Consider the following 24065-nt stretch of genomic DNA (forward strand, 5'->3'; position numbering starts at 1 on the left):
CCTGGCTATCGGCGGAGAGTGCTGACGATGACGAACGACCACAAGAAGCCGAAGAACGACGAGCAGAAGCTGCGCGAATACCTCAACAAGGTCATGGCCGACCTGCGCCGGACCCAGGGCCGGCTGCGGTCGGTGGAGGCCAGGGAGCACGAGCCCGTCGCGGTCATCGGCATGGCCTGCCGCTATCCCGGCGGTGTGCAGTCCCCGGACGAGCTGTGGCGGCTGGTCGCCGAGGGCGGCGACGGAATATCGGGCTTCCCCGCCGACCGCGGCTGGGACCTCGACGGGCTGAGCCTGCGCGACCCCGAGGGCAGGGAACTCGCCTGCGCCGGTGGATTCGTCGACGGTGCCGCGGAATTCGACGCCGGCCTCTTCGGGATATCGCCGCGCGAGGCCCTGGCCATGGACCCGCAGCAGCGCCTGGTCCTGGAATCCGCCTACGAGGCGTTCGAGCGGGCCGGCATCGCCCCGGCCACCCTGCGCGGCAGCCGTACGGGCGTCTTCGTCGGCGCCTCCTACACCGGGTACGGAGCCGACGTCGGACAGATCCCGGACGGCCTCGAGGGCTACACCATGACGGGGTCCGCGAACAGCGTCGTCTCGGGCCGCGTCTCGTACACCTTCGGCCTGGAAGGGCCCGCCGTCACCATCGACACGGCCTGCTCGTCGTCGCTGGTCGCCCTGCACCTCGCGGTGCAGTCGCTGCGCGCGGGGGAGTCCTCGCTGGCGCTGGCCGGCGGGGCCATGGTGATGCCGAGCCCCATGGAATTCGTGGAGTTCAGCCGCCAGCGGCTGCTGGCCGCCGACGCGCGCTGCAAGGCGTTCGCGGCCGCCGCGGACGGCACCGGCTTCTCCGAGGGCGCCGGGCTCGTCCTCCTGGAGCGTCTCTCGGACGCCCGCCGCAACGGCCACCGGGTGCTGGCCGTCGTACGCGGCTCCGCCGTCAACCAGGACGGGGCGAGCAACGGCCTCACCGCCCCCAACGGCCCCGCCCAGCAGCGGGTGATCGAGGCGGCACTGGCCGACGCCCGGCTCACGGCCGGCGACGTCGACGCGGTCGAGGCGCACGGCACGGGCACCACCCTGGGCGACCCCATCGAGGCCCAGGCCCTCATCGCCACGTACGGCAGGGAACACTCCGCCGACGAGCCGCTCCGGCTCGGCTCGGTGAAGTCCAACATCGGCCACACTCAGGCCGCCGCGGGTGTCGCCGGAGTCATCAAGATGGTGCAGGCGCTGCGCAACGGCCTGCTCCCGAAGACCCTGCACGTCGACACCCCCACCCCTCAGGTGGACTGGTCGTCCGGCGGCGTGCGCCTGCTGACCGAGCCGGTGCCGTGGGCGGCGGCCGGCCAGCCGCGCCGCGCCGGGGTCTCGGCCTTCGGCATCAGCGGCACCAACGCCCATGTCGTCCTGGAAGAGGCGCCCGCCGAGGACGCCCCGGCCGCCGGGCCCGAGCGGGGCCGCCCGGGCCCGGCCGGGGATGTGACCCTGTGGCCGGTGTCCGGCAGGACGGGCCCCGCACTGCGCGCCCAGGCCGAGCGGCTGTCCGCCCACCTCCAGGAGCACCCCGGGCCGTCCGCCGCGGACGTCGGCCTGACGCTGGCGCTTTCGCGAGAGGCACTGGACCACCGTGGCGTGGTGCTGGCGACCGGGCGCGGCGAGGCACTGTCCGGGCTCGACGCACTGGCCCAAGGCGACCCCGCACCACAGGTGTTGACCGGTGTCGCCAATGTGCGGGGCCGGGTGGCGTTCGTGTTCCCGGGCCAGGGATCGCAGTGGGCGGGAATGGCGGCGGAACTGCTGGAGTCCTCGCCGGTGTTCGCGGAGCGGCTCGCCGAATGCGACGCCGCGCTGCGCCCGTACGTCGACTGGTCGGTGGCCGATGTGGTGCGGGGCGGCGAGGAAGCGGCGCCGCTGGACGACGTCGTGGTGGTGCAGGCGTCGCTGTGGGCGGTGATGGTGTCGCTGGCCGCTGTGTGGCGCTCGGTGGGTGTGGAGCCCGCGGCGGTGATCGGACACAGCCAGGGTGAGATCGCCGCGGCCGCGGTCTCCGGCGCGCTGTCGCTCGGCGACGCGGCCAAGGTGGTCGTGCTGCGGGCCCGGGCCATCGCCGGGAGCCTGTCCGGCCGGGGCGGCATGGTGTCCCTCTCCCTCCCCGCCGACGACGTCCGGACACGCATCGGTCCGTGGGGCGGGCGGATCTCCGTGGCTTCCGTCAACGGACCGTCCTCGACGGTGGTCTCGGGAGAGCCCGAGGCTCTGGACGAGCTGCTGGCGCTCTGCGGGAGCGACGGCACACGGGCCCGGCGCGTCCCCGTCGACTACGCCTCCCACTGCGCGCAGGTCGACGCCGTCCGCGAGCAGGTCCTCGACGTGCTCGAGGACATCGAGCCGCGCGCCTCGGAGATCCCCTTCTACTCGACCGTGACCGGCGCACCGATCGACACCACGGAGCTGGACGCCGAGTACTGGGTGACCAACCTCCGCCGGACCGTCCGCTTCGACGCCACCGTCCGTGCGCTGCTCGCCGACGGATTCCGCTTCTTCGTGGAGTCCAGCGCCCACCCCGTGCTCACCGTCGGCCTCCAGGAGACCTTCGAGGACTGCGGCAAGGACGCCGTGGCCCTCGGCACGCTGCGCCGCGGCGAAGGCGGCCCCCACCGCTTCCTGACCTCGCTCGCCGAGGGCCACGTACGGGGTCTGCCCGTCGACTGGCAGGCGGTACTCGGCGGTACGGGCGCGCGGCGCGTCGACCTGCCCACCTACGCCTTCCAGCGCGAACGCCACTGGCTGGAGGCCGCGGCCACCGGGGCGGGCGACCCCGCGGGGCTCGGCCTCGGAGCCACCGGACACCCGCTGCTGGGCGCGGCGGTGCGGCTCGCGGACAGCGGGGACGCACTCCTCACCGGACGGCTCTCCCTGCGCACGCACCCCTGGCTGGCCGACCACGCGATCTCGGGCACCGCGGTGGTCCCCGGCTCCGCCTTCGTGGAACTCGCGCTGCGGGCCGGGGAAGCGGTCGACTGCGACCGGCTCGAACAGCTCACGCTCGACGCCCCGCTCCTCCCGCCCGCACAGGGCGGCGTCCGGCTCCAGGTCACGGTGGCATCCGCCGACGCCACCGGCGCCCGCGCGCTGAGCGTCCACGCCCGCCCCGAGGACGCCGGGTTCGACGCGCCCTGGACCCGGCACGCCACCGGCCTGCTCACCACCGCGCCCGCCGCCCCCGACGACGCTCCGGCCGCCTGGCCGCCCGCCGGCGCGCAGCCTGTCGGCGTCACCCACTTCTATCCGCGCCTCGCCGGCGCCGGCCAGTCCTACGGCCCGGCGCTCCAGGGGCTGCGCGCCGTCTGGCGCATTGGCAAGGAGCTCTTCGCCGAAGTGACCCTGCCCGAGGACCCGGCGCGCGAAGCGGGCCGGTTCGGGATCCACCCCGCCCTGCTGGACGCGGCCCTCCAGCCCGCCCTGCTGGAGTCGCGGTCCGGAAGCCTGTGGACGCAGTGGACCGGGGTGACGCTGCGGGCCGTCGGCGCGACCACGCTGCGCGTCCACCTCCGCCCTGTCGGCGAGGACGGCGCGGTGACGCTCACCGTGTCGGACACCACCGGCGCCCTCGTCGCCTCCGCCGACGCCGTGGCACCCCGTACGGTCTCCGCCGAGGAGCTGCGCGTCGCCGGCACCCCGCTCGACTCGCTGTACCGCGTCGAATGGACACCGGTGCCCGCCCCCGGACGGAGCGCCGACTGGGTCGTCCTGGGCGACGACCCGCTCGAACTGACCGACGCGCTGGAGGAGTCCGGGGCCTACCCGCAGACGTACGAGGGCCTTGCCGCGCTGGCCGAGGCCCTCGACGCGGGCCTGCCCGCGCCCGAACTGGCCGTCGTGGCCTGCGCGGGCCCACGGCGCACCGGTGACACGCTCGCCCGGGACGCCCTGGAGTCGACGACCCGGCTGCTGGCCCTCCTCCAGCAGTGGTCGGCGGACGAGCGGTTCGCCTCCTCCCGCCTCCTCGTGGTCACCCGCGGTGCCGTCGCCGCGCGGGACGCCGACGCGATCACCGACCTGGCGAACTCCCCGCTCTGGGGGCTCGTGCGCTCCGCGCAGTCCGCGCACCCGGGACGCTTCGCCCTCCTCGACCTCGACGCGGACGAGGGCTCCCTCGCGGTGTTCCCCGGCGCCGTCCCCGCGGTGATCGCCTCCGGGGAGCCACAGATCGCCCTGCGCGCCGGGGCGGTCCTGGTGCCCCGGATGGTGCGGGCCGCCGCCGCCGCCGCAACGGCCCCGCGATGGAGCGCCGAAGGGACCGTACTGATCACCGGTGGCACCGGTGACCTCGGCGCGGTCCTCGCCCGGCACCTCGTGAAACAGCACGGCGTACGCCACCTGCTCCTGGCGAGCCGCAGCGGCCGACGGGCCCCCGGAGCCGGGGACCTGGAGCGTGAACTGACCTCACTCGGCGCGGCCGTCACCCTGGCCTCCTGCGACGTCTCCGACCGGGACGCCCTCGGCGAGCTGCTCGCGGGCATCCCCGCCGACCACCCCCTCACCGGTGTGGTGCACGCCGCGGGCGCCCTCGCCGACGCCCCCCTCGAAGCGCTCACGCCCGAGGACGTGGCCCGGGTCTTCGCGCCCAAGGCCGCCGCGGCCGTGCACCTGCACGAACTCACCGCGGACGCCGGCCTGTCGGCGTTCGTGCTGTTCTCCTCCGCGTCGGGCGTCCTCGGCAGCCTCGCGCAGGGCAACTACGCGGCCGCCAACGCGTTCGTCGACGCGCTCGCGCAGGCCCGGCGGGCCGAAGGACTCGCCGCCCGCTCCCTGGCCTGGGGCCTGTGGGCGGGCAGCGGCGCGATGGGCGAGGCCGCCGACACGGCCAAGTTCGCGCGGGCCGGGATCCTGCCGCTGTCCGAGGACGACGGCACGGCGCTCTTCGACTCCGCCATGGCCCTCGACGAGGCGCTGCTCGTGCCCGTACGCCTCGACACCACGGCCCTGCGCACCCGCGCCGCCGACGGCACCCTGCCCGACCTGCTCCGCGGTCTGGTGCGCGCCGCTCCGGCACGGCGCACGGCCGACGCGCGGGAGGAACGGCCCGCGGCGCAGGACCTCGCGGTCCGGCTGGGCGCGATACCGGCGGCCGACCGGCACCACACGCTGGTGGAGCTCGTCCGCGGCCACGTCGCCTCGGTCCTCGGCCACGGCACGCCCGAGGCCATCGAGCCCGACCGGGCCTTCAAGGAGCTCGGCTTCGACTCGCTCACCGCGCTGGAACTGCGCAACCGCCTCCAGGCGGCCACCGGCCTGCAACTGCCCGCGAGCCTGGTCTTCGACCACCCGACCCTCAATGCCACCGCCGGGTTCCTGCGGGAGCAGATCACGCCCGAGGAGCCCGCCGCGCTCCCGCCCGCCCTCGAAGAGCTGGACCGGCTGGAGTCCGTCCTCCTCGCGGTTGCGGCCGACGACACCGACACCCGCAAGAAGGTGACGACCCGGCTGCACGCCCTCCTGTCGAGGTGGAACGACACGGGGTCGGCCGAGGCGGACGAGGACCGGGCCGTCGACTCCGCCACGGACAGCGAGCTGTTCGCACTGCTCGACGACGAACTGGACACCCCGTGACCGCGCACGGCGCGCCGCTCCGGATCCGGCTGGACTCGATCATGAAGGGCTGTGAGGGCTGATGGACAGCGAGGACAAGCTCCGGGAATACCTCAAGCGGGCCACCACGGACCTGCGCAAGGCCCGCAGGCGGATACGGGAGCTGGAGGAGCCGGAGCCCGTCGCGGTCATCGGGATGGCCTGCCGCTACCCCGGCGGCGCCGCGTCCCCCGAGGCGCTGTGGGACCTGGTGGCCTCGGGCGGCGACGCCGTCTCGGCCTTCCCCGACAACCGCGGCTGGGACCTCGACCACGTCTACGACCCCGACCCCGACGCCGAGGGCAGGACCTATGTCCGTGAGAGCGGATTCCTGCACGAGGCGGGCGAGTTCGACGCCGACTTCTTCGGGGTCAACCCGCGCGAGGCCCTCGCCATGGACCCGCAGCAGCGCCTGCTGCTGGAGACCTCGTGGGAGGTCTTCGAACGGGCCGGCATCGACCCCACCACGATGAGGGGCAGCCGCACCGGAGTCTTCGTCGGCGCCGCCACCATCGACTACATCACCGGCAGGCAGCGCATCCCGGAAGGCCTGGAGGGCTATTCGGGCACCGGCTCGTTCGCCAGCGTGGTCTCGGGCCGGGTGGCCTACAGCCACGGCTTCGTGGGCCCCGCGATCACCGTCGACACGGCCTGCTCCTCGTCGCTGGTCGCACTGCACCTGGCCGTGCAGGCGCTGCGCACGGACGACTGCTCGCTCGCGGTGACCGGCGGCGTCGCCGTCATGCCCACCCTCGCCGGCTTCATCACGTTCAGCCGCCAGCGGGCACTGGCCGCCGACGGCCGCTGCAAGGCGTTCGCGGCCGGCGCCGACGGCTTCGGCCCCTCCGAAGGCGCCGGACTGCTGCTCCTGGAACGGCTCTCGGACGCCCGCCGCAACGGCCACCGCGTCCTCGCCGTCATCCGGGGCAGCGCGGTCAACCAGGACGGCGCCAGCAACGGCCTGTCCGCCCCCAACGGCCCCTCGCAGGAACGAGTCATCCGCGACGCGCTCGCCGACGCGCGCCTGTCGCCCGACCAGGTCGACGCCGTCGAGGCCCACGGCACCGGAACCAACCTGGGCGACCCGATCGAGGCCCACGCGCTGCTCGCCACCTACGGGCAGGACCGCCCGGCGGACAGGCCGCTGCGGCTCGGCGGGCTCAAGTCGAACATCGGACACACCGCGCACGCGGCCGGCGTCGGCGGCGTCATCAAGATGGTGATGGCACTCCACCACGAGACGCTGCCGCGCACGCTGCACGTCGACGCCCCCTCGCCGCACGTCGACTGGTCCTTGGGCGCCGTGGAGCTGCTCACGGAGCCCGTGGCGTGGAAGAGCGACGGCGGCCCGCGCCGGGCCGGGGTCTCCTCCTTCGGCATCAGCGGCACCAACGCCCACGTCATCGTGGAGGAGGCGCCCCCGCAGGAAGGCGCCGACGAACGTCCGCAGAGCGTGGGCCCGTTGGCGCTGACCGCCGTCCCCTGGGCGGTCTCCGGCCGGACCGCCCCCGCCCTGCGCGCCCAGGCGGAGCGGCTCGCCGCGCACGTCGCGGACCGCGGTGAGCTCGCCCTGCCCGAGGTGGGCCGGGCGCTGGCGACCACGAGGGCGGCGCTCGAGGAACGCGGCGTGGTACTGGCCGCGGACCGCGCGGGCGCGCTCGCCGGACTCGCGGCCCTGGCCTCGGGGGAAGCGGCCGCCCAGGTGATCACCGGCCGGGCCCGCACGGGCGCCGCCCGCGTCGCCTTCGTCTTCCCCGGGCAGGGCTCGCAGTGGGCCACAATGGCGACCGAACTGCTCGCCGCCTCACCGGAGTTCGCGCGGCGGCTCGCCGAGTGCGACGCCGCCCTGCGGCCGTACGTGGACCGGCCGGTGGCCGACGTGCTCCGCGACGGCGACGCGGCCGCCCTCGACGACGTGGTCCTCGTGCAGTCCGCGCTGTGGGCCGTGATGGTGTCGCTCGCCGGCCTGTGGCGGTCGGTGGGCGTCGAGCCGTCGGCGGTCGTCGGCCACAGCCAGGGCGAGTTCGCGGCCGCCGTGGTGGCGGGCGCCCTGTCCCTGGAGGACGCCGCCAAGGGCGTGGCCCTGCGCGCGCGGGCCATCGCCGAGGGACTCTCCGGGCGCGGCGGCATGGCGTCCGTACCGCTGCCCGCAGAACAGGTCCGTGAACGGCTGGGGAAGTGGGGCGGGCGGCTCTCCGTGGCCTCCGTCAACGGACCGTCCTCGACGGTGGTCTCGGGAGAGCCCGAGGCGCTCGGCGAACTGCTCGCCGACTGTGCGGCCGACGGCGTACGGGCCCGGCGCGTCGCCGTCGACTACGCCTCCCACTGCGCGCAGGTCGACGCCGTCCGCGAGCAGGTCCTCGACGCGCTCGAGGACATCGAGCCGCGCGCCTCGGAGATCCCCTTCTACTCCACCGTCACCGCCGGCCCCCTCGACACCACCGGCCTGGACGCCGCCTACTGGTACACCAACCTCCGGCAGACCGTCCGCTTCGACGACACCGTCCGCGCGCTCCTGGACGACGGCTACCGCTTCTTCGTCGAGGCGAGCGCCCACCCCGTGCTCACCGTCGGCCTCCAGGAGACCTTCGAGGACTCCGGAAAGGACGCTGTGGCCCTCGGCACGCTGCGCCGCGACGAGGGCGGCCCGGCCCGCTTCCTCACCTCCCTGTCGGAGGGTTACGTACGCGGCCTGCCCGTCGACTGGGACGCGGTGTTCGCCGGAGCGGACGCCGGGCGGGTGGACCTGCCCACCTACGCCTTCCAGCGCCAGCACTTCTGGCTGGACGCCGAATACGCCACCGGCGACGCCGGGGACCTCGGCCTCGACGGCACCGGCCACCCCGTGCTCGGCGCGGTCGTCCGGGCCGCGGACGACGACCGGATCCTGCTCACCGGACGGCTGTCCCTGAAGACCCACCCCTGGCTGGCCGACCACGCCATCGGCGGCGCCGCCCTCTTCCCGGGCGCGGCCTTCGCGGAACTCGCCCTGCGCGCCGCCGCCGAGGCCGGCTGCGACCGGGTGGCCGAACTGACCCTGGAGAGCCCCCTCGTCCTGCCCGAGCGGGGCGGCCTGCACCTACAGCTGTGGGTCGCCGCCCCCGACGGCGGAGGGCGGCGCGGCCTCGACGTGTACGCACGCGCCGACGACGCCGGGCCCGACGCGCCCTGGACCCGCCACGCCACCGGGACGCTCGCCCCCGGCACCGGGCCCGGTGCCGAACCCCTCACCGACTGGCCGCCCACGGGGGCACGGCCACTGGAGACCGAGGGCGTGTACGAACGGGCCCAGGACACCGCCTACCGCTTCGGCCCCGCCTTCCAGGGCCTGCGCTCGGCCTGGCGGCTCGGCGACGTCGTGTACGCCGAGGCGGCGCTGCCGCACGAACTGCACCAGGAAGCGGGCCGGTTCGGGATCCACCCGGCCCTGCTGGACGCCGCCCTGCACGCCACAGGGTTCGGCGACTTCCTGGGCGACGGCACCCATCTGCCGTTCGTCTGGCGCGATGTGACCCTCCACGCGGTGGGCGCGACCGCGGTACGCGTCCGCATCACCGCACAGGGCGACGACACCCTGTCGGTCACGCTCGCCGACGTCCAGGGCGCGCCCGTGGCGTCCGTCGGGTCGCTGGTGTTCCGCCCCGTGCGCGCCGAACGGCTCGACGGCGCGCACGACGCGACACGGGACGCGCTGTTCCGCGTCGGCTGGAACCCGCTGCCGCCCGAAGGCGGGGCCCCGGACCCGGACAGCTGGGTCCTCCTCGGCGACGACCCCCACGGCCTGGCCCCCTCGCTGCGGAACGCGGGCACCCTCGCCGCCACCCACCCCGGCCCCGGGGAACTGGCCGCGGCCATCGAGGCCGGAGCCCCCGCCCCCCGGGTGGCCCTGCTGTCGTACGCCGCACCCGACACCCGCGACCTCGCACCGGCCGTGCACCGGACGGTCACCGAACTGCTCGCCACCGTGCGGGCATGGCTGGCCGACGAGCGACTGGACGACTGCCGACTGGTCCTGGCCACCCGCCGCGCCGTGCCGGTCCTGGACGGCGAGGACGTCGAGGACCTGGTGCACGCCCCGCTGTGGGGCATGATCCGGTCCGCGCAGGCCGAGAACCCCGGACGCTTCCTCCTCGTCGACCTCGACGGCCGCGACGAGTCGCGGGCCCGCCTCGGCGTGGCCGTACGGACCGCCCTCGCCGCCGGCGAACCACAACTCGCCCTGCGGGCCGGCACCGCGCTCACCCCCCGCCTCGTCCGGGCCGGAGCGGACCGGCTCCTGACCCCGCCCGCGGGCGAACCGGTCTGGCGGCTGGACACCACCGGGCCCGGCACGCTCGACAACCTGGAGCTGCTGCCGCACCCCGAGGCCCTCGCCCCCCTGAAGGAGGGGCAGATCCGGGTGTCCGTACGGGCGGCAGGCGTCAACTTCCGCGATGTGCTGGTGAGCCTCGGCATGGTGCCCGGCCAGGCGAGGCTGGGCAGCGAAGGCGCCGGCGTGGTCACCGCCACCGGCCCCGGCGTGACCGGCCTCGCGGTCGGCGACAAGGTCATGGGCCTGCTGCACGACCCCTTCGGACCGGTGTCCGTCACCGACCGGCGGCTGGTCGTGGCCATGCCGCGCGGCTGGTCCTTCGAGCAGGCCGCGGCGGTCCCCGCGGCCTTCCTCACCGCCTACTTCGGCCTCGCCGACCTCGGCGGGCTCCGCGACGGCGACCGGGTGCTCGTCCACGCCGCGACCGGCGGCGTCGGCATGGCCGCCGTACAGCTCGCCCGCTACTGGGGAGCCGAGGTGTTCGCCACCGCCAGTGAGGGCAAGTGGGGCACCCTGCACAAGATGGGCTTCGACGCGGCGCACATCGCCTCCTCGCGGACCCTGGACTTCGAAGAGCGGTTCCGGGAGGCCACCGGCGGGCAGGGCGTGGACGTCGTGCTCAACTCCCTCGCGAGGGAGTTCGTGGACGCCTCGCTGCGGCTCCTGCCGCGCGGCGGCCGGTTCCTGGAGATGGGCAAGACCGACCCCCGCGACCCGCGGACCGTCGCCGCCGGCCACCCGGGCGTCCACTACCTCGCGTACGACCTCATCGACGCGGGCGCCGACAGGATCGGCGAGATCCTCGCCGAACTGGTCGCCCTCTTCCGCCGGCGGATCCTGCGGCCGCTGCCCGTACGCACCTGGGATGTGCGCCGGGCACCGGAGGCCTTCCGCTTCATGAGCCGGGCACAACACACCGGCAAACTCGTCCTGACCGTACCCAAACCGCTCGACCCGGCGGGCACGGTGCTCATCACCGGCGGCACCGGCACCCTGGGCGGCATCGCCGCCCGGCACCTGGTCACCGAGCACGGCGTACGGCACCTGCTGCTCACCAGCCGCCGGGGCCCGGACGCCGCCGGAGCCGCCGAGCTGGCCGCGGAACTGGCCGCACTGGGCGCCGAGAGCGTGCAGATCGCGTCCTGCGACGCGGCCGACCGCGAGGCCCTGGCGGCCGTGCTGGCCGCCGTCCCCGCCGGGCGGCCGCTGACCGCGGTCGTGCACACCGCGGGCGTCCTGGAGGACGGGCTGATCGGCTCGCTCACCCCCGGACACCTCGAACGCGTCCTGCGGCCCAAGGTCGACGCCGTGGTCAACCTGCACGAACTGACCCGGGACCTCGACCTGGCGGACTTCGTGCTGTACTCGGCGGGCGCCGGTGTCCTCGGCAACCCCGGCCAGGGCAACTACGCCGCGGCCAACGCCTTCCTCGACGCCTTCGCCCACCGCCGCCGCGCCCAGGGGCTGCCCGCCGTGTCCATGGCCTGGGGCTACTGGTCGGAGACCAGCGAACTGACCGGCCGGCTCGACGCGTCGCACGTGGCACGCATGACACGGTCCGGAGTGCTGCCCATCTCCGCCGAGGAGGGCACGGCACTCTTCGACGCGGGCCGCTCCGTCGGCGAGGCCCTGGTGGTGCCCACCCGGCTGCACCTCGCCACCCTGCGGCAGCAGGCGGGGAAGGCCCCGCTCCCGGCCATGCTGCGCGAACTGGCCGGCGGGCGGCGGACGTCGGCCCGCAAGGCCGCGCAGGCCGGCGCCGAGGTCGAGGCACGCTCCCTGGAGGCCCGGCTCGCCGGACGGCCGGCGGCCGAGCAACGGCAGCTGTTGACGGACCTCGTGCAGTCCCACGTGGCCGCGGTGCTGGGGCTCGGCGACCCGTCCGCCGTCGGAGCCGGCCGGGCGTTCAAGGAGCTGGGACTCGACTCGCTCACCGCCGTCGAACTCCGCAACAGGCTCAACTCCGTCACCGGACTGAGCCTGCCCAGCACCCTCGTCTTCGACCTCCCCTCGCCCGCCGAACTGGCCGAGCACCTGCACCACGCGCTCGTACCCGACGCCGAGGCGCGGCCCGCCGTCCCCGCCGAGGAGCTCCGCATCCGGCAGGCACTGACGTCCATCCCCCTGGCCAGGCTCCGCGGTGCCGGTGTGCTGGACACCCTGCTGGAGCTCGCCGCCGACCCGGCGGACCGGGCCCCTGAACCCTCCGGGCCCCAAGAGGCCGGAGCCATCGCCGACATGGACGTCGACGACCTCGTCCGCGCGGCCCTCGGCGACGCCGGCTGACGCGCGGACGGACCGAGAACACGAAACGGAGTACGTGATGGCCACGTCGACGGAACAGATCGTCGAGGCTCTGCGCGCGGCCCTGACCGAGGCCGACCGGCTGCGCAGACACAACCGGCAGCTCCTGTCGGCCGCGACCGAGCCGATCGCGATCGTCGGAACGGCCTGCCGCTTCCCCGGCGGCGCCGACTCCCCGGAACGCCTCTGGGAACGCCTGGCCGCCGGGGCGGACTTGATGACCGACGTCCCCGAGGACCGGGGCTGGGACCTCGACACCCTCTTCGGCGCCGACGGCGGGCTGCCCGGCGCCCCCCGGGTGCGGCAGGGCGGATTCCTGCCCGACGCCTCCCACTTCGACGCCGACTTCTTCGGCATCTCCCCCCGCGAGGCGCTGGCCATGGACCCGCAGCAGCGGATCCTGCTGGAGGTCGCCTGGGAAGCGTGCGAACGGGCGGGCCTCGACCCGCTGGCACTGAAGGGCAGCCGGACCGGCGTGTTCATCGGCGTCTCGTACGCCGCGTACGGCAGCGGAGTCACCCACGTCCCGGCCGAGGTCCAGGGCTATGCGATGACCGGCAACGTCCCCAGCGTCGCCTCGGGCCGCATCGCCTACGCGCTCGGCCTGGAGGGACCGGCCGTGTCCATCGACACGGCGTGCTCCTCCTTCCTGGTGGCACTGCACCACGCCGCACACGCCCTGCGCTCCGGCGACTGCCCGCTCGCCCTCGTCGGCGCGGCGAACGTGATGCCCACGCCCGCGCTGTTCGTGGAGTTCTCCCGGCAGCGCGGCATGGGCTCCGACGGCCGGGTCAAGGCGTTCGCCGAGGCCGCCGACGGCACCGCGTGGGCCGAGGGCGCGGGCGTGCTCGTCGTCGAACGGCTCTCGGACGCGCAGCGCGCGGGACACCGGGTGCTGGCGGTCGTCCGCGGCTCCGCACTCAACCAGGACGGTTCCAGCAACGGCCTGACCGCGCCCAATGGCCGGGCCCAGCGCAAGGTGATCCGCGCGGCCCTGGACAGCGCCGGCCTCACGGCACAGGACGTCGACGCGGTGGAGGCGCACGGCACCGGCACCCGGCTCGGCGACCCCATCGAGGCCGGGGCACTGCTGGCCGCCTACGGCCAGGGGCGCCCCGAAGGCCGCCCGCTGTGGCTGGGCTCCGTCAAGTCGAACCTCGGCCACGCGGGGACCGCGGCCGGAGCGGCCGGGCTCATCAAAATGGTCGAGGCGATGCGCCACGGCACCCTCCCCATGACCCTGCACGTCGACGAGCCCTCCCGCAACGTCGACTGGTCGGCGGGCGACGTACGGCTCCTCACCGAGGCCAGGCCCTGGCCCGACACCGGCGGGCGCCCCCGGCGCGCCGCCGTGTCCGCGTTCGGCATCAGCGGCACCAACGCCCATGTGATCGTGGAGGAGGCGCCGGCCGGGCACACGCGGGACGAGCGGCCCCCGGCCGGCGTCCACCCCGCGCAGGTGCTGCTGCCCGTCGCCGCCAAGAGCGCGGCGGCCCTGCGCGCCCAGGCCCGCCGACTGGCGGACCACCTGGCCGAGCACCCCGGAGCGCCGCTCGCCGACGTGGGCTTCTCCCTGGCCACCACCCGCGCCGCACTCGGACAGTGCGCCGTCGTCGTCGCGGAGGACCGGGACGAGGCCCTCCGCGGCCTGCGCGCCCTCGCCGACGGACGGCCCGACCCGGCCGTCGTCACCGGCACGGCGGGGGAGCCGGGCGGCATCGCGTTCCTCTTCACCGGACAGGGCGCCCAGCGGCCCGGCATGGGACGGGAACTGCACGGGGCGTTCCCCGTCTTCGCCGACGCCTTCGACCGCGCCTGCGCGAGCCTGGACCGGCACCTCGGCCGCCCCCTGCGGGAGATCGTCCTCGCCGTGGAGGGCTCGCCCGAGGCCGCCCTGCTGGACGACACGCAGTTCACCCAGCCCGCGACCTTCGCCCTCCAGGTGGCGCTGCACCGGCTGTGGGAGTCCTGGGGCATCACCCCCACCCACCTGATCGGCCACTCCGTGGGCGAGCTGACCGCGGCCCACGTCGCCGGAGTGCTGTCACTGGACGACGCCTGCGAACTGGTCGCCGCCCGCGCCACCTTGATGCAGGGGCTCCCCGGGGGCGGTGCGATGTACTCCCTCCAGGCGTCCGAGGACGAGATCGCGCCCCTGCTGGCGGGCCGCGAGCGCGAGATGTCCGTCGCCGCGGTCAACGGCCCCCGGTCCACCGTCGTCTCCGGCGACGAGGAGGCCGTGGCCGCACTCGCCGCGCACTGGGCCGGACAGGGCCGCAGGACCCGGCGGCTGCGGACCAGCCATGCCTTCCACTCCCCGCGGATGGACGGGATCCTGGAGAAGTTCCGGCTGACCGCGAGCACCCTCTCCTACGCGCCGCCCCGCATCCCCGTCGTCTCCAACGTCACCGGCGGCACGGCCACCGGAGAGAACCTCCGCTCACCGGACTACTGGGTGCGGCACATCCGCTCGGCCGTCCGCTTCCGGGACGGGATGCAGACCCTGGCCGACGCCCGCGTCACCACCTTCGTCGAACTGGGCCCCGACGCCGTGCTCACCGCGATGGCCCGCGACTGCCTGGGCGTCCGTGCCGAGGGCACCGCCCTGATCCCGACGCTGCGCCGCGCGCGCCCGGAGACCCGTACGGCGCTCTCCGCCGTGGCCGCCGCCCACGTCCGGGGCGTCCGCCCGGACTGGGACGCGGTGTTCACCGGCACCGGCGCGCGCCGCGTGGGCCTGCCGACGTACGCCTTCCAACGGCAGCGGTTCTGGCTGGAGAACGGCACGGATGCCGGGACCGGTGGTGCCGGGCCCGCCCTTCCCGGCGCCCGTTCCATTCCCGCCACCGCGCCCGTTCCGGACGCCGGGCGGCCCGCCCTGCGCGAGTCCCTGCGCGGCCTGGACGGCGACGAGCGCCGCGAGCGGCTGGTGGAGGCTGTGCGGCAGTACGTCGCCGGGACCCTCGGCCACGCCTCGGCCGACGCGGTGGCTCCGGAGCGGGACTTCGCCGACCTGGGCTTCGACTCGATGTCGGCGGTCGAGCTCTCCGAGCGGCTCGGCGCCGCCATCGGACTCGCGCTGCCCGCCACCCTCGTCCTCGACCACCCCACGTCCCGGGACCTGGCGGCCTTCCTCGACGGTGAGCTCGCCCGCGGGTCCGGCGCCGGGCCCGCCCCCGCCGCGGCACCCGAAGGGCTCGGCGGACTCTTCCTGCGGGCCTGCCAGGACGGCCGGGCCGCGGAGGTCCACCAACTGATGACCGAACTCGCCCGCTTCAGGCCGCAGTTCGACTCGGCCGCCGCCCTCGGGCGGCCGCCCCGCACGGTCCGGCTGTGCGACGGCCCGGAGGAACCGGTCCTGATCTGCTTCCCGTCCTTCGTGTGGCAGCAGAACTTCTACCAATACGCGCGTATCGCCTCCTGGCTCCGCGGCAAGCGTGACGTGGCCATGGTCGGCCTGCCCGGTTTCCTGCGGGGCGAGCCGCTGCCCGCATCAGTCCGGGCGCTGACGGAGGTCCTGGCGGACGCGGCCCGACGGGCCGCCGGCGGTAGGCGGTTCGCTCTGCTGGGCCACTCCGGCGGCGGCTCCGTCGCGAGTGCGACGGCCGCGCACCTGGAGAGCCGGGGGGCGGGCCCCGCCGCCCTGGTGCTGCTCGACACCCCGACCTGGGGCGGCGGGCACGGCCTGGGCCCGGAATGGGGCGAGGCCCTCCAGGCGTCGCTGCTCGACCGCGGGGAACGCATCGGGCAGGCGGGCGACGGGGCGGGGGAGGCGTGGATCACCGCCCGTGCGCGGTATGCCACGTTCGACTACACCGTGCCGCCGCTCACCACCCCGACCCTGCTCGTACGGGCCACCGAACCGCTCGGCGCCGCCGCCCCGGGGGCCGGTGACGGGTGGCGGGTCACCTGGGAGCAGACCCACACGCTCGCGGAGGTTCCCGGCGACCACTTCTCCATGCTGGAGGCGGACCACGCGGCGGCGACGGCCGGGGCCGTCGAGAAATTCCTCCGTGACCTGGTCTGACCGACCGGCGGCCCGGCCCGACGGGCCCCCGGCAGGCCGCTTCTCTCTTTCCGCGCGCACACGAAGGGAATCCCGAGAAACCATGGGCGAGAAAACGAGTGCGGTGGTCCTGGGCGCGGGGATGGCGGGCATGCTCGCCGCCGCCGCGCTGGCCCGCCACGTCGACACCGTCACCGTGCTGGACCGCGACCGGCTCCCCGGCGACGCGGACCCGCGCAAGGGCGTACCGCAGGCCCGGCACACCCACGTGCTGTGGTCGGGCGGGGCGCGGGTCATCGAGTCGCTGCTGCCCGGCACGACGGAACGGCTGCTGGAGGCGGGCGCCCACCGCATCGGCCTGCCCGAGGACCTCGTGTCGCTGACCGCCTACGGCTGGCAACAGCGCTTCCCCGAGACCCAGTTCATGATCGCGGCCGGCCGTCCGCTGCTCGACTGGACCGTACGCGACCAGGCGCAGGCCGATCCGCGGATCACCGTGATCGGCGACACCGACATCATCGGGCTGCGCGGCGACGCGGAACGGATCACCGGCGTCACGTACAAGCCCCGCCGCCAGGGCACGGTGTCGGTGCTCGACGCCGACGTCGTGGTGGACGCCGCCGGCCGGGGCTCGCCGATGAAGCGCTGGCTGGCCGGCCTCGGGATGCCCGCCGTGCAGGAGGACGTCGTCGACTCCGGGATGGCGTACGCGACGCGGATCTTCCGGGCGCCCGAGGGTGCGGCCAAGAGGTTCCCCCTGGTGAGCGTCTACGCCGACCACCGCGCCGGGGTGCCGGGCCGCAACGGCATCCTGCTGCCGATCGAGGACGGCCGCTGGATGGTGACGCTGTCCGGTACGCGCGGCGGCGAACCGCCGAACACCGAGGACGGCTTCACCGCCTATCTGGAGACCCTGCGCCACCCGCTCCTCGCCGAACTCGTCTCCCGGGCCGAGCCGCTGACCGGGGTCCAGGCGTCCCGCTCCACGGCCAACCGCCGCCTCTTCTACGACCGGCTCGTCGACTGGCCGGAGGGGCTGGTCGTCGTCGGCGACGCGGTGGCCGCCTTCAACCCCGTCTACGGGCACGGCATGAGCGCGGCGGCCCTGGGCGCGGCCGCCCTGGGGGCGGCACTGGAGGAGAGCGGGGTCGGGCCGGGGATGGCGCGCGGCGCCCAGCGGGCGATCGGCGCCGTGGTCGACACGCCCTGGTCGCTCGGCACCTCCCAGGACATCTGCTACCCCGATGTCTACATCGAGACCCGGGATCCACGGCTGACGCGGTACGCCGGGGAGCGGCGGGCGCAGGCCGACCTGATCGGTGAGGCGGCACTGGGCGATCCGGTCGTCTGCGCGGCCGCGATGCAGGTCAACACGCTCTCGGGTGCGGCCGACGCCCTGCAATCGCCCGAGGTGCGGGCCGCGTTGGGCCGGATACCCGCAGGCGGGGTGCGGCCGGACGGGCCGACGCTGACCGAAGAGGAGCGGGGCGCGGCGGCGCTGGTCGTCGCCAACCAGTCCGAATAGGGAACGAGTTGACGGAACTTTGATGCCGCCGGGGGTGAATCAACCTTCCGGCGGCGTCGATTCCGTTCCCTGCCCCCCGCTCCTGGATTACAGTGATGACTGAAACTTCTAGAAGTTGCTGTTTCGCCTAGGAGAAGCTGTATGTCATCGAGCGCCGACGAGGGGCCCGCCCCCCAGTCCGAGGAAGTGCTGGCCTGGATGGAGCGGGTGACCACCTGGTTCATGCAACAGGCGGGCTGGCCACCGATCATGGGGCGCACCATGGCCTGGCTCATGGTGAGCGATCCACCCGAACAGACCGCCGCGGAAATCGCCGAAGCCGTGCAGGCGAGCCGCGCCTCGCTCACCACCACGCTCAGGCTGCTGACCGAGGCCAGGATGGTGCAGGCCGTCACCCGCGCCGGACGCCGGGCGACGTATTACCAGATCACCGAGGACGCCTGGTCGGGCGTGCTCAAACGGCGGCTCGAAAGCCTCACCTCGTTCGTGGACATCACCAGTGAGGGCCTGCACCTGTTCCCGGACGACGCCGTGCGCGCCCGCCGGATGCGGGAGGCCCACCGGATGTTCGCGTGGCTGAGCTCCGAGGCCGGGCCGATGTGGAAGCGCTGGGACGCCGTGAACTCCGGTGACCAGGCCGTGGAAGGGGAAGAAGAAGGGATGTCTTTATGAGCAGCACTGAGGCCACCCGCAAGGCGTGGGCGCTCGGCGCCATCGGACTGAGCCTGCTGGTCGTCGGTGTCGACGCCACCATCCTCAACGTCGCGGTGCCCACCATCAGCGCCGACCTCGACGCCTCGACCAGCCAACTCCAGTGGATCGTGGACGCGTTCACCCTGGTCCTCGCCGCGGCGCTGCTGCCGGCGGGCCTGCTGGGCGACAAGTACGGCCGCAAGAAGTTCCTCGTCGCGGCGCTGATCCTCTTCGGCGGCGCATCCCTGTGGTGCGCCTACTCCGGCTCCTCCGGGCAGCTGATCGCCGCCCGCGCGGTGCTCGGGCTCGGCGCCGCCTTCATCGTCCCGATGAGCACCTCCGTCCTGCTGAACCTCTTCGAGACCGAGCAGGAACGCACCAAGGCCATTGGCGTCATCGCCGTCTCCACGATGCTCGGCCTCCCGCTGGGTCCCGTCGTCGGCGGCGCGCTGCTCAACCACTTCTGGTGGGGCTCGGTCTTCCTCATCAACGTCCCGCTCGTCGTCATCGGCGCGCTCGCCGTGGCCAAAGTGGTGCCGGAGTCGCGCGGTTCGGAGGGCGTCGGCATCGACTTCCTGGGCGTGGTGATCTCCAGCGTCGGCCTGACGGCGCTGACCTTCGGCGCGATCGAGGCCGGCGAGAAGGGCTGGGGGAGCGCCGAGGCCCTGCTGTCGCTCGGCGGCGGCGTGGTCGCCCTGATCGTGTTCGTCCTGTGGGAGCTGCGCGTCGCCGTCACCGGGAATCCGCTCGTCGACCTCCGCCTGTTCCGCACCCGCGGCTTCGTCTGGGGCTCGGTCCTCAGCACCATCGTCAGCTTCGCGATGTTCGGGCTCATCTTCGCCCTGCCGCAGTACTTCCAGGCCGTCCAGGGCACCGACGCCCTCGGCACCGGCCTGCGGCTGCTGCCGATGATCGGCGGACTCCTCGTCGGCGCCAGCGCGATCAACAAGATGCGCCCGGACATCGGCCCCCGCGCCGTACCGGCGCTCGGCTTCCTCCTGGTGGCCATCGGCCTGTTCATGGGCACCTACACCGAGACCGACACCGGCTACGGCTATGTGGCCGTCTGGATCGTGGTCATCGGCGCCGGGCTGGGCCTGGCCATGACCCGCTCGATGGCGGCGGCCCTGAACTCCCTGGCCAAGGAGCGCAGCGGCGTCGGCTCCGCGGTCGTCCAGGCGCTCCGCCAGGTCGGCGGCGCCATCGGCGTCGCGGTGCTCGGCTCCGTCGCCAACTCCAGCTACCGCAACAACCTCGACCTGAAGAACGCTTCCCAGCAGGTGGAGGACGCGGTCAGCCGGAGCGTGTCCACCGGCGTCGCCGTGGCCGAGAAGATGCACGACACTGTGATGCTCGGCGCCGTGCGGGACGCCTTCGTGGACGCCATGCACACGCTGCTGTTCGTCTGCTCCGGCATCGGCGTCGTCGCCGCCCTGCTGGCCCTGGCCTTCATGCCCAGGCGCGCGGCCCTGCCGCCGGAGAAGGAACCGGCCCAGGAGGGCCTCGGCGACCAGGCGGAGGCCCCCGGCTCGCCGGCCTGACCACCGTGCGGGCCCCTCGGCGCCGCGGCACCGCGTCTCCCTGTGGACGCGGTGCCGCGGTCCCGCCGTGCCCGGGGCCGTCAGGCGATCTCGCCCATGCCGACCTGGAGATCCGGCGGCAGCTGCTCGCGCCGGGAGATGTTCAACTTCCGGTAGACCCGGGTGAGATGCTGCTCCACGGTGCTCACCGTGACAGTGAGCCGTTCCGAGATCTCGCGGTTGGTGTAGCCGCACGCCGCGAGGACGGCCACCCGCTTCTCGGAGTCGCTGAGCTTCGCCTCGGCCGCGGCCCGGAAGGCCCGGTTGTCGGGGCCGCCGAACACGACCGCCGGATGCCGGTCCCCGAGGTCGGGCCGTATGGACTCGCACAGTGTCCCGGCCCCGCACTCCTCGGCCATCCGCCACGCCCTGCTCTTCACCACGGCCGCCCGTGCGGAGTCGCCCAGCAGCTCGTGCGCCTCACCGAGCGCGGCCAGCGCGCGGGCCAGCTCCAGCCGGTCACCGGAGCGCTGCAGCGCCTCCACGGCCCCGGCGAGCGCGCGCGGCCGCTGTGCGAGGTCCCCGGTCATCGCCCGGATCCGCAGACAGACGCCCCGGACACGGGAGTTGTCGGAGTCGCTCATCCGGAGCTGCTCGGTGACGAGCCGCGCCGCCTGGTCGCGGTCGGAGAGCTGGAGCCACGCCTCGGCGGCGTCCGTGCGCCAGGGCAGCAGGACGGGCCGGTCGACCCCCCAGCGGGCGGCGAGCCGGCCCAGGGCGAGGAAGTCGCCGAGCGCGGCGTGGATCCGGTTGGTGGCGAGGTGGTAGCGTCCGCGCGCCCGCAGGTAGCCGAGCCCGTACACGGTCCGGAACAGGGCGTTCGGCACCGACTGGTTGAGCTGCCGGGCCGCCGCCCCGTAGTTCCCCATGGCGGTGTAGGCGAGGATCAGGCTCGACATGGGGCCGCCGATGAACAGGCTGCCGGTGCGCTCGGGGAAGGCCCGCATCGCGCGGCGCGCGTGGTCCTCCGCGGCCGGCAGCCGGCCCTGGCGCAGTGCGATCTCGGCCCGCAGCGAGGCGAACACCGCCTGCCAGCCCGGGGCGCCCCGGCGCGCGGCCTCCTCGAGGAACCAGGTGCACCACGGATCCGCCAGGTCCACCCGGTCGCTGTACAGCAGTGACTTCAGCGCCGTGACGATGGGGCCGAGCGTCGTGTCCGTCAGCGGCGACACCCGCAGGAAGTGCTCGGTCCCGGCGAGGGTGCACTCGTACTCCTGGGCGCTGCCGGGCACCACCGGCGGGTCCTGTGGCCGGGCGGACCCGACCGTGGCGCCCACGCACTCGGAGCGCTGCGGGTGCCAGGTCCACGGCATCAGGACCTCGCACTCGGACCCGACCGCCCACTCCGCCTCGGGGCCGGACAACTCCTTGATCCTCCCCAGGGCGTGCCGGGCCTCGTCGAGCCGGCCGTGCGCGGCCAGCAGCCTCGCCAGCAGGCCGACGGAGGCCACCGGGAGGCGGTCGGCCCGCAGCGCGGAGATCGGCTCGGCCAGATGGCGCTCCTCCGCGGCGGCCGGGTTGATCCGCCAGGTGATGGCGGCGAGCCGGATCCGCATCTCCGCCCGGAGCCCGTCGTCCGCGCAGCTCTCGCAGGCCAGCTCCAGATACGCGATGGCCTGCCGCACCTCGTCCTCCGCCAGCACCTGCTCGGCCGCCTCCTGGAGCACCGCGACGCCCCAGGGGCCGATCGCGTCGCGCGCGGCCAGCAGGTGCCCGGCGACCTCGGTGGCGGGCGCGCCCTCCTGGTGCAGCAGCGCCGCGGAGAGGCAGTGCAGCGAACGGCGTTCGGTGGCGGGCATGCTGTCGATCACTGCCGCCCTGGCCAGTGGGTGCCGGAAGCGGAACCCTTCGGTGAGCAGCCCGGCACCGGCCAGGGCGTGCAGGGCGCGGGATGCCGACGCCGGTGTCATTCCCGCCAGTTGACCCAGGCGCTCGGGGCGGGCCGGGTCGCCCAGCACGGCGAGTGCCTTGGCGGCCGCCGGCATCCCGGCGCCGCCCCGGTGCAGGCAGGTGAGGACGGCCTGACCGAAGCGGGCGCCGGGGACCACGCCGAGGGCGGTGCCGGGCTCCCGGCAGGTCCCCGACAGGCGGTGGTCCTCGATCAACGCCCGTAACAGCAGCGGGTTCCCCCCGCTGCAGGCGTGGAACTCGGCCGGCAGCCGGGGGTCGGCCGGCACGTCCGGCTGCGCGGCGAGGATCTGGGCCACGCCCGGCAGCCCCAGCGGCTCCAGCCGGATCCGCCGGAAGCCCGGCTGCCGGAGCAGTTCGGTGTCGAACGTCGGGTCCTGCGGAGGGCAGTCGAGGGACTGGGCCAGGAGCACCAGTATCCGGCTCTTCCGGGAATGGTGGATCAGGTGCGCCAGACAATGCAGGGAGTCGCCGTCGACGTATTGGAGATCGTCTATGGCGACCACCACCGGGACCTCGCGGGCCAGTTCCTGAAGAGCGGCCGAGAACCGCTGGGATATCGGTGTCCGGGTGTGCCGGTCGTCGACCGGACGGAGACGTTCGCGGGCGTCGCGGGGAAAGGACGGGTGATCGATCAACTGGCGCAGCACGTCGAACGGCGGGCTGTCCGGGGCCGGGGAGCCCGTGGCGCCGAGCACCATCGCTCCGGCCGATGAGGCGTGATCACCCGTCAGGGCGAGCGTCTCGCTCTTCCCGCATGCCACTCCGCCCTCGATGAGAATGGTTCTGGTTCCGCCGCCGTTTCCGCAGGAGACGCTCTCGGCGAGCGCCGCCTGGAGTATCTCTAATTCCGCTCCTCTTTCGGCGAATATCATGATGTTGAGCACCCCCGAGATTTCTGCTTGCCGAGCACTTCACGAGCAGGTTGTTCTCCGGCATACTTGGCGCACGTTGCCTGTGCGTTGCCGCGGTGTGTCCAACTGCGGCCGCTCGGGGCGCCCTGTGTCATGAGCGCGCTGTATGGGCAGCCCAGGGGTGGATCGGAGTCGGCTGAGGACGGCGCGCGCATCATCGTCGATGCGCCGGGGCGGGCGAAGGGCGAGGTCTTCCAGTCTCGGCGTAAACCTAGACTGCCGCCCCCGTCCCGTCAAACTCCTTGGTAGGGACAGCAGTTGCTGTGTGAAGGTGCCCCGCTGCACTGCATCACTCCGGATGACTGTGCATAATTTTTACGCGCCTTTGGCGGGCTCGCGACTGTGAGGGCGTGCCCGCCGTCACCTCAGCCGGTGCGGCGGCTGCGCAGCAGTTCCAGCGCCAGTGGCAGCAGCGACAGCGCGACGACGAGCCCGACGAGGGGCAGGAGATAGCGGTCGACGTTCGGCACCGCCGACCCCAGACCGTATCCCGCCAGGACCAGGCCCACCGTCCACACCAGCCCGCCGGCCGTCTGCCAGAGCGCGAACGTGCGCGGTGCCACGCCCAGGGCTCCCGCGAGCGGATTGAGGACCGTGCGGACCACCGGCACGAAGCGCGCCAGCACGATCGCGCGGGCATGGCCGTACCGGTCGAGCAACTCCTCGGCCCGCGCGGCCCCTTCGTGCAGCCGGCGGTTGCGGGAGCGGCCGAGCAGGGTGCGGCCGCCCCGCCGCCCGAGTACGTATCCGCACTGCGCACCGGCCAGCGCCCCGACGGCGGCGGCGACCAGCACCTGCGTCAGGTCGAGCCGGGGACCGGAGTGCGTGCCCGCCCTCGCCAGCAGCCCGGCGGTGAACAACAGCGAGTCCCCGGGCAGGAAGAAGCCGATCAGCAACCCCGTCTCCGCGAACAGCACCACGGCGATCCCGAGTGCTCCGAAGGCCGCCAGCAACGAGGAGGCGTCCAGGGGGTTGACGGCCAGATCGGCAGCGGTGTGGGTGAGCACGTGAACGCCTCCGCCAGTCGAGGGCGGGGCCGGTCCGTCCCGGCCCCCGGGACTGTATGACGATCCGGGGCGGCGAAGGATGCGGGTCGGCCCGCGGAATCCGGGTCCGCCCGGCGGCGCGGACCGGGGCGCGAAGCGGGGTGCGGGGGAGAGCGCGGCGCTGTGCGCCGTCACCTCCT

The 24065-nt window shown here is 74.4% G+C and carries 8 protein-coding genes; 6 read left to right on the top strand and 2 right to left on the bottom strand.

Annotated features, from left to right (window positions below; translation table 11 throughout):
- Positions 1–18: 18 nt before the first annotated feature.
- The 6 genes from ABD269_RS20475 to ABD269_RS20500 all read left to right on the top strand — a co-directional run bounded on the left by ABD269_RS20475 (position 19) and on the right by ABD269_RS20500 (position 20018).
- Entirely contained in the window at positions 19–5619 is a 5601-nt protein-coding gene (locus ABD269_RS20475; RefSeq protein WP_425572939.1) for a type I polyketide synthase, read from the top strand.
- A gap of 58 nt (positions 5620–5677) precedes the next feature.
- A complete protein-coding gene (locus tag ABD269_RS20480) occupies positions 5678–12235 on the top strand; it encodes an SDR family NAD(P)-dependent oxidoreductase (protein ID WP_425572943.1) in 6558 nt (2185 codons plus the stop codon).
- 37 nt (positions 12236–12272) lie between these two features.
- Positions 12273–16280 (top strand): type I polyketide synthase, encoded by a 4008-nt coding sequence (locus ABD269_RS20485; protein ID WP_344119781.1) that lies wholly within the window; start codon positions 12273–12275, stop codon positions 16278–16280.
- Positions 16281–16362: 82 nt separating this feature from the next.
- Positions 16363–17784: an NAD(P)/FAD-dependent oxidoreductase gene (locus tag ABD269_RS20490; RefSeq protein ID WP_344119783.1), complete on the top strand. Its 1422-nt coding sequence runs from the start codon at positions 16363–16365 to the stop codon at positions 17782–17784.
- 141 nt (positions 17785–17925) lie between these two features.
- Positions 17926–18456: a GbsR/MarR family transcriptional regulator gene (locus ABD269_RS20495; RefSeq protein WP_301889917.1), complete on the top strand. Its 531-nt coding sequence runs from the start codon at positions 17926–17928 to the stop codon at positions 18454–18456.
- Positions 18453–20018, top strand: a complete 1566-nt coding sequence (locus ABD269_RS20500; protein WP_344119786.1) for a DHA2 family efflux MFS transporter permease subunit — start codon at positions 18453–18455, stop codon at positions 20016–20018. The genes ABD269_RS20495 and ABD269_RS20500 overlap by 4 nt, the downstream gene beginning before the upstream one ends.
- Positions 20019–20098: 80 nt before the next feature.
- Here ABD269_RS20500 and ABD269_RS20505 read toward each other — a convergent pair whose 3' ends face one another.
- Both ABD269_RS20505 and ABD269_RS20510 read right to left on the bottom strand, forming a co-directional pair.
- Positions 20099–22840 carry an AAA family ATPase gene (locus tag ABD269_RS20505; protein WP_344119788.1) on the bottom strand — a complete coding sequence of 914 codons (2742 nt, stop codon included), beginning with the start codon at positions 22838–22840 and terminating at the stop codon, positions 20099–20101.
- A gap of 404 nt (positions 22841–23244) precedes the next feature.
- Positions 23245–23886 carry a DedA family protein gene (locus ABD269_RS20510; RefSeq protein ID WP_301889922.1) on the bottom strand — a complete coding sequence of 214 codons (642 nt, stop codon included), beginning with the start codon at positions 23884–23886 and terminating at the stop codon, positions 23245–23247.
- Positions 23887–24065: the final 179 nt, after the last annotated feature.

This window comes from Streptomyces blastmyceticus, from assembly GCF_039521185.1.
In the GTDB taxonomy this organism is placed as follows: domain Bacteria; phylum Actinomycetota; class Actinomycetes; order Streptomycetales; family Streptomycetaceae; genus Streptomyces; species Streptomyces blastmyceticus.

Coding starts and splice junctions, on each gene's coding strand:
- ABD269_RS20485 (WP_344119781.1), top strand. CDS start 12,273: ATGGCCACGTCGACGGAACAGATCGTCGAGGCTCTGCGCGCGGCCCTG.
- ABD269_RS20490 (WP_344119783.1), top strand. CDS start 16,363: ATGGGCGAGAAAACGAGTGCGGTGGTCCTGGGCGCGGGGATGGCGGGC.
- ABD269_RS20495 (WP_301889917.1), top strand. CDS start 17,926: ATGTCATCGAGCGCCGACGAGGGGCCCGCCCCCCAGTCCGAGGAAGTG.
- ABD269_RS20500 (WP_344119786.1), top strand. CDS start 18,453: ATGAGCAGCACTGAGGCCACCCGCAAGGCGTGGGCGCTCGGCGCCATC.
- ABD269_RS20505 (WP_344119788.1), bottom strand. CDS start 22,840: ATGATATTCGCCGAAAGAGGAGCGGAATTAGAGATACTCCAGGCGGCG.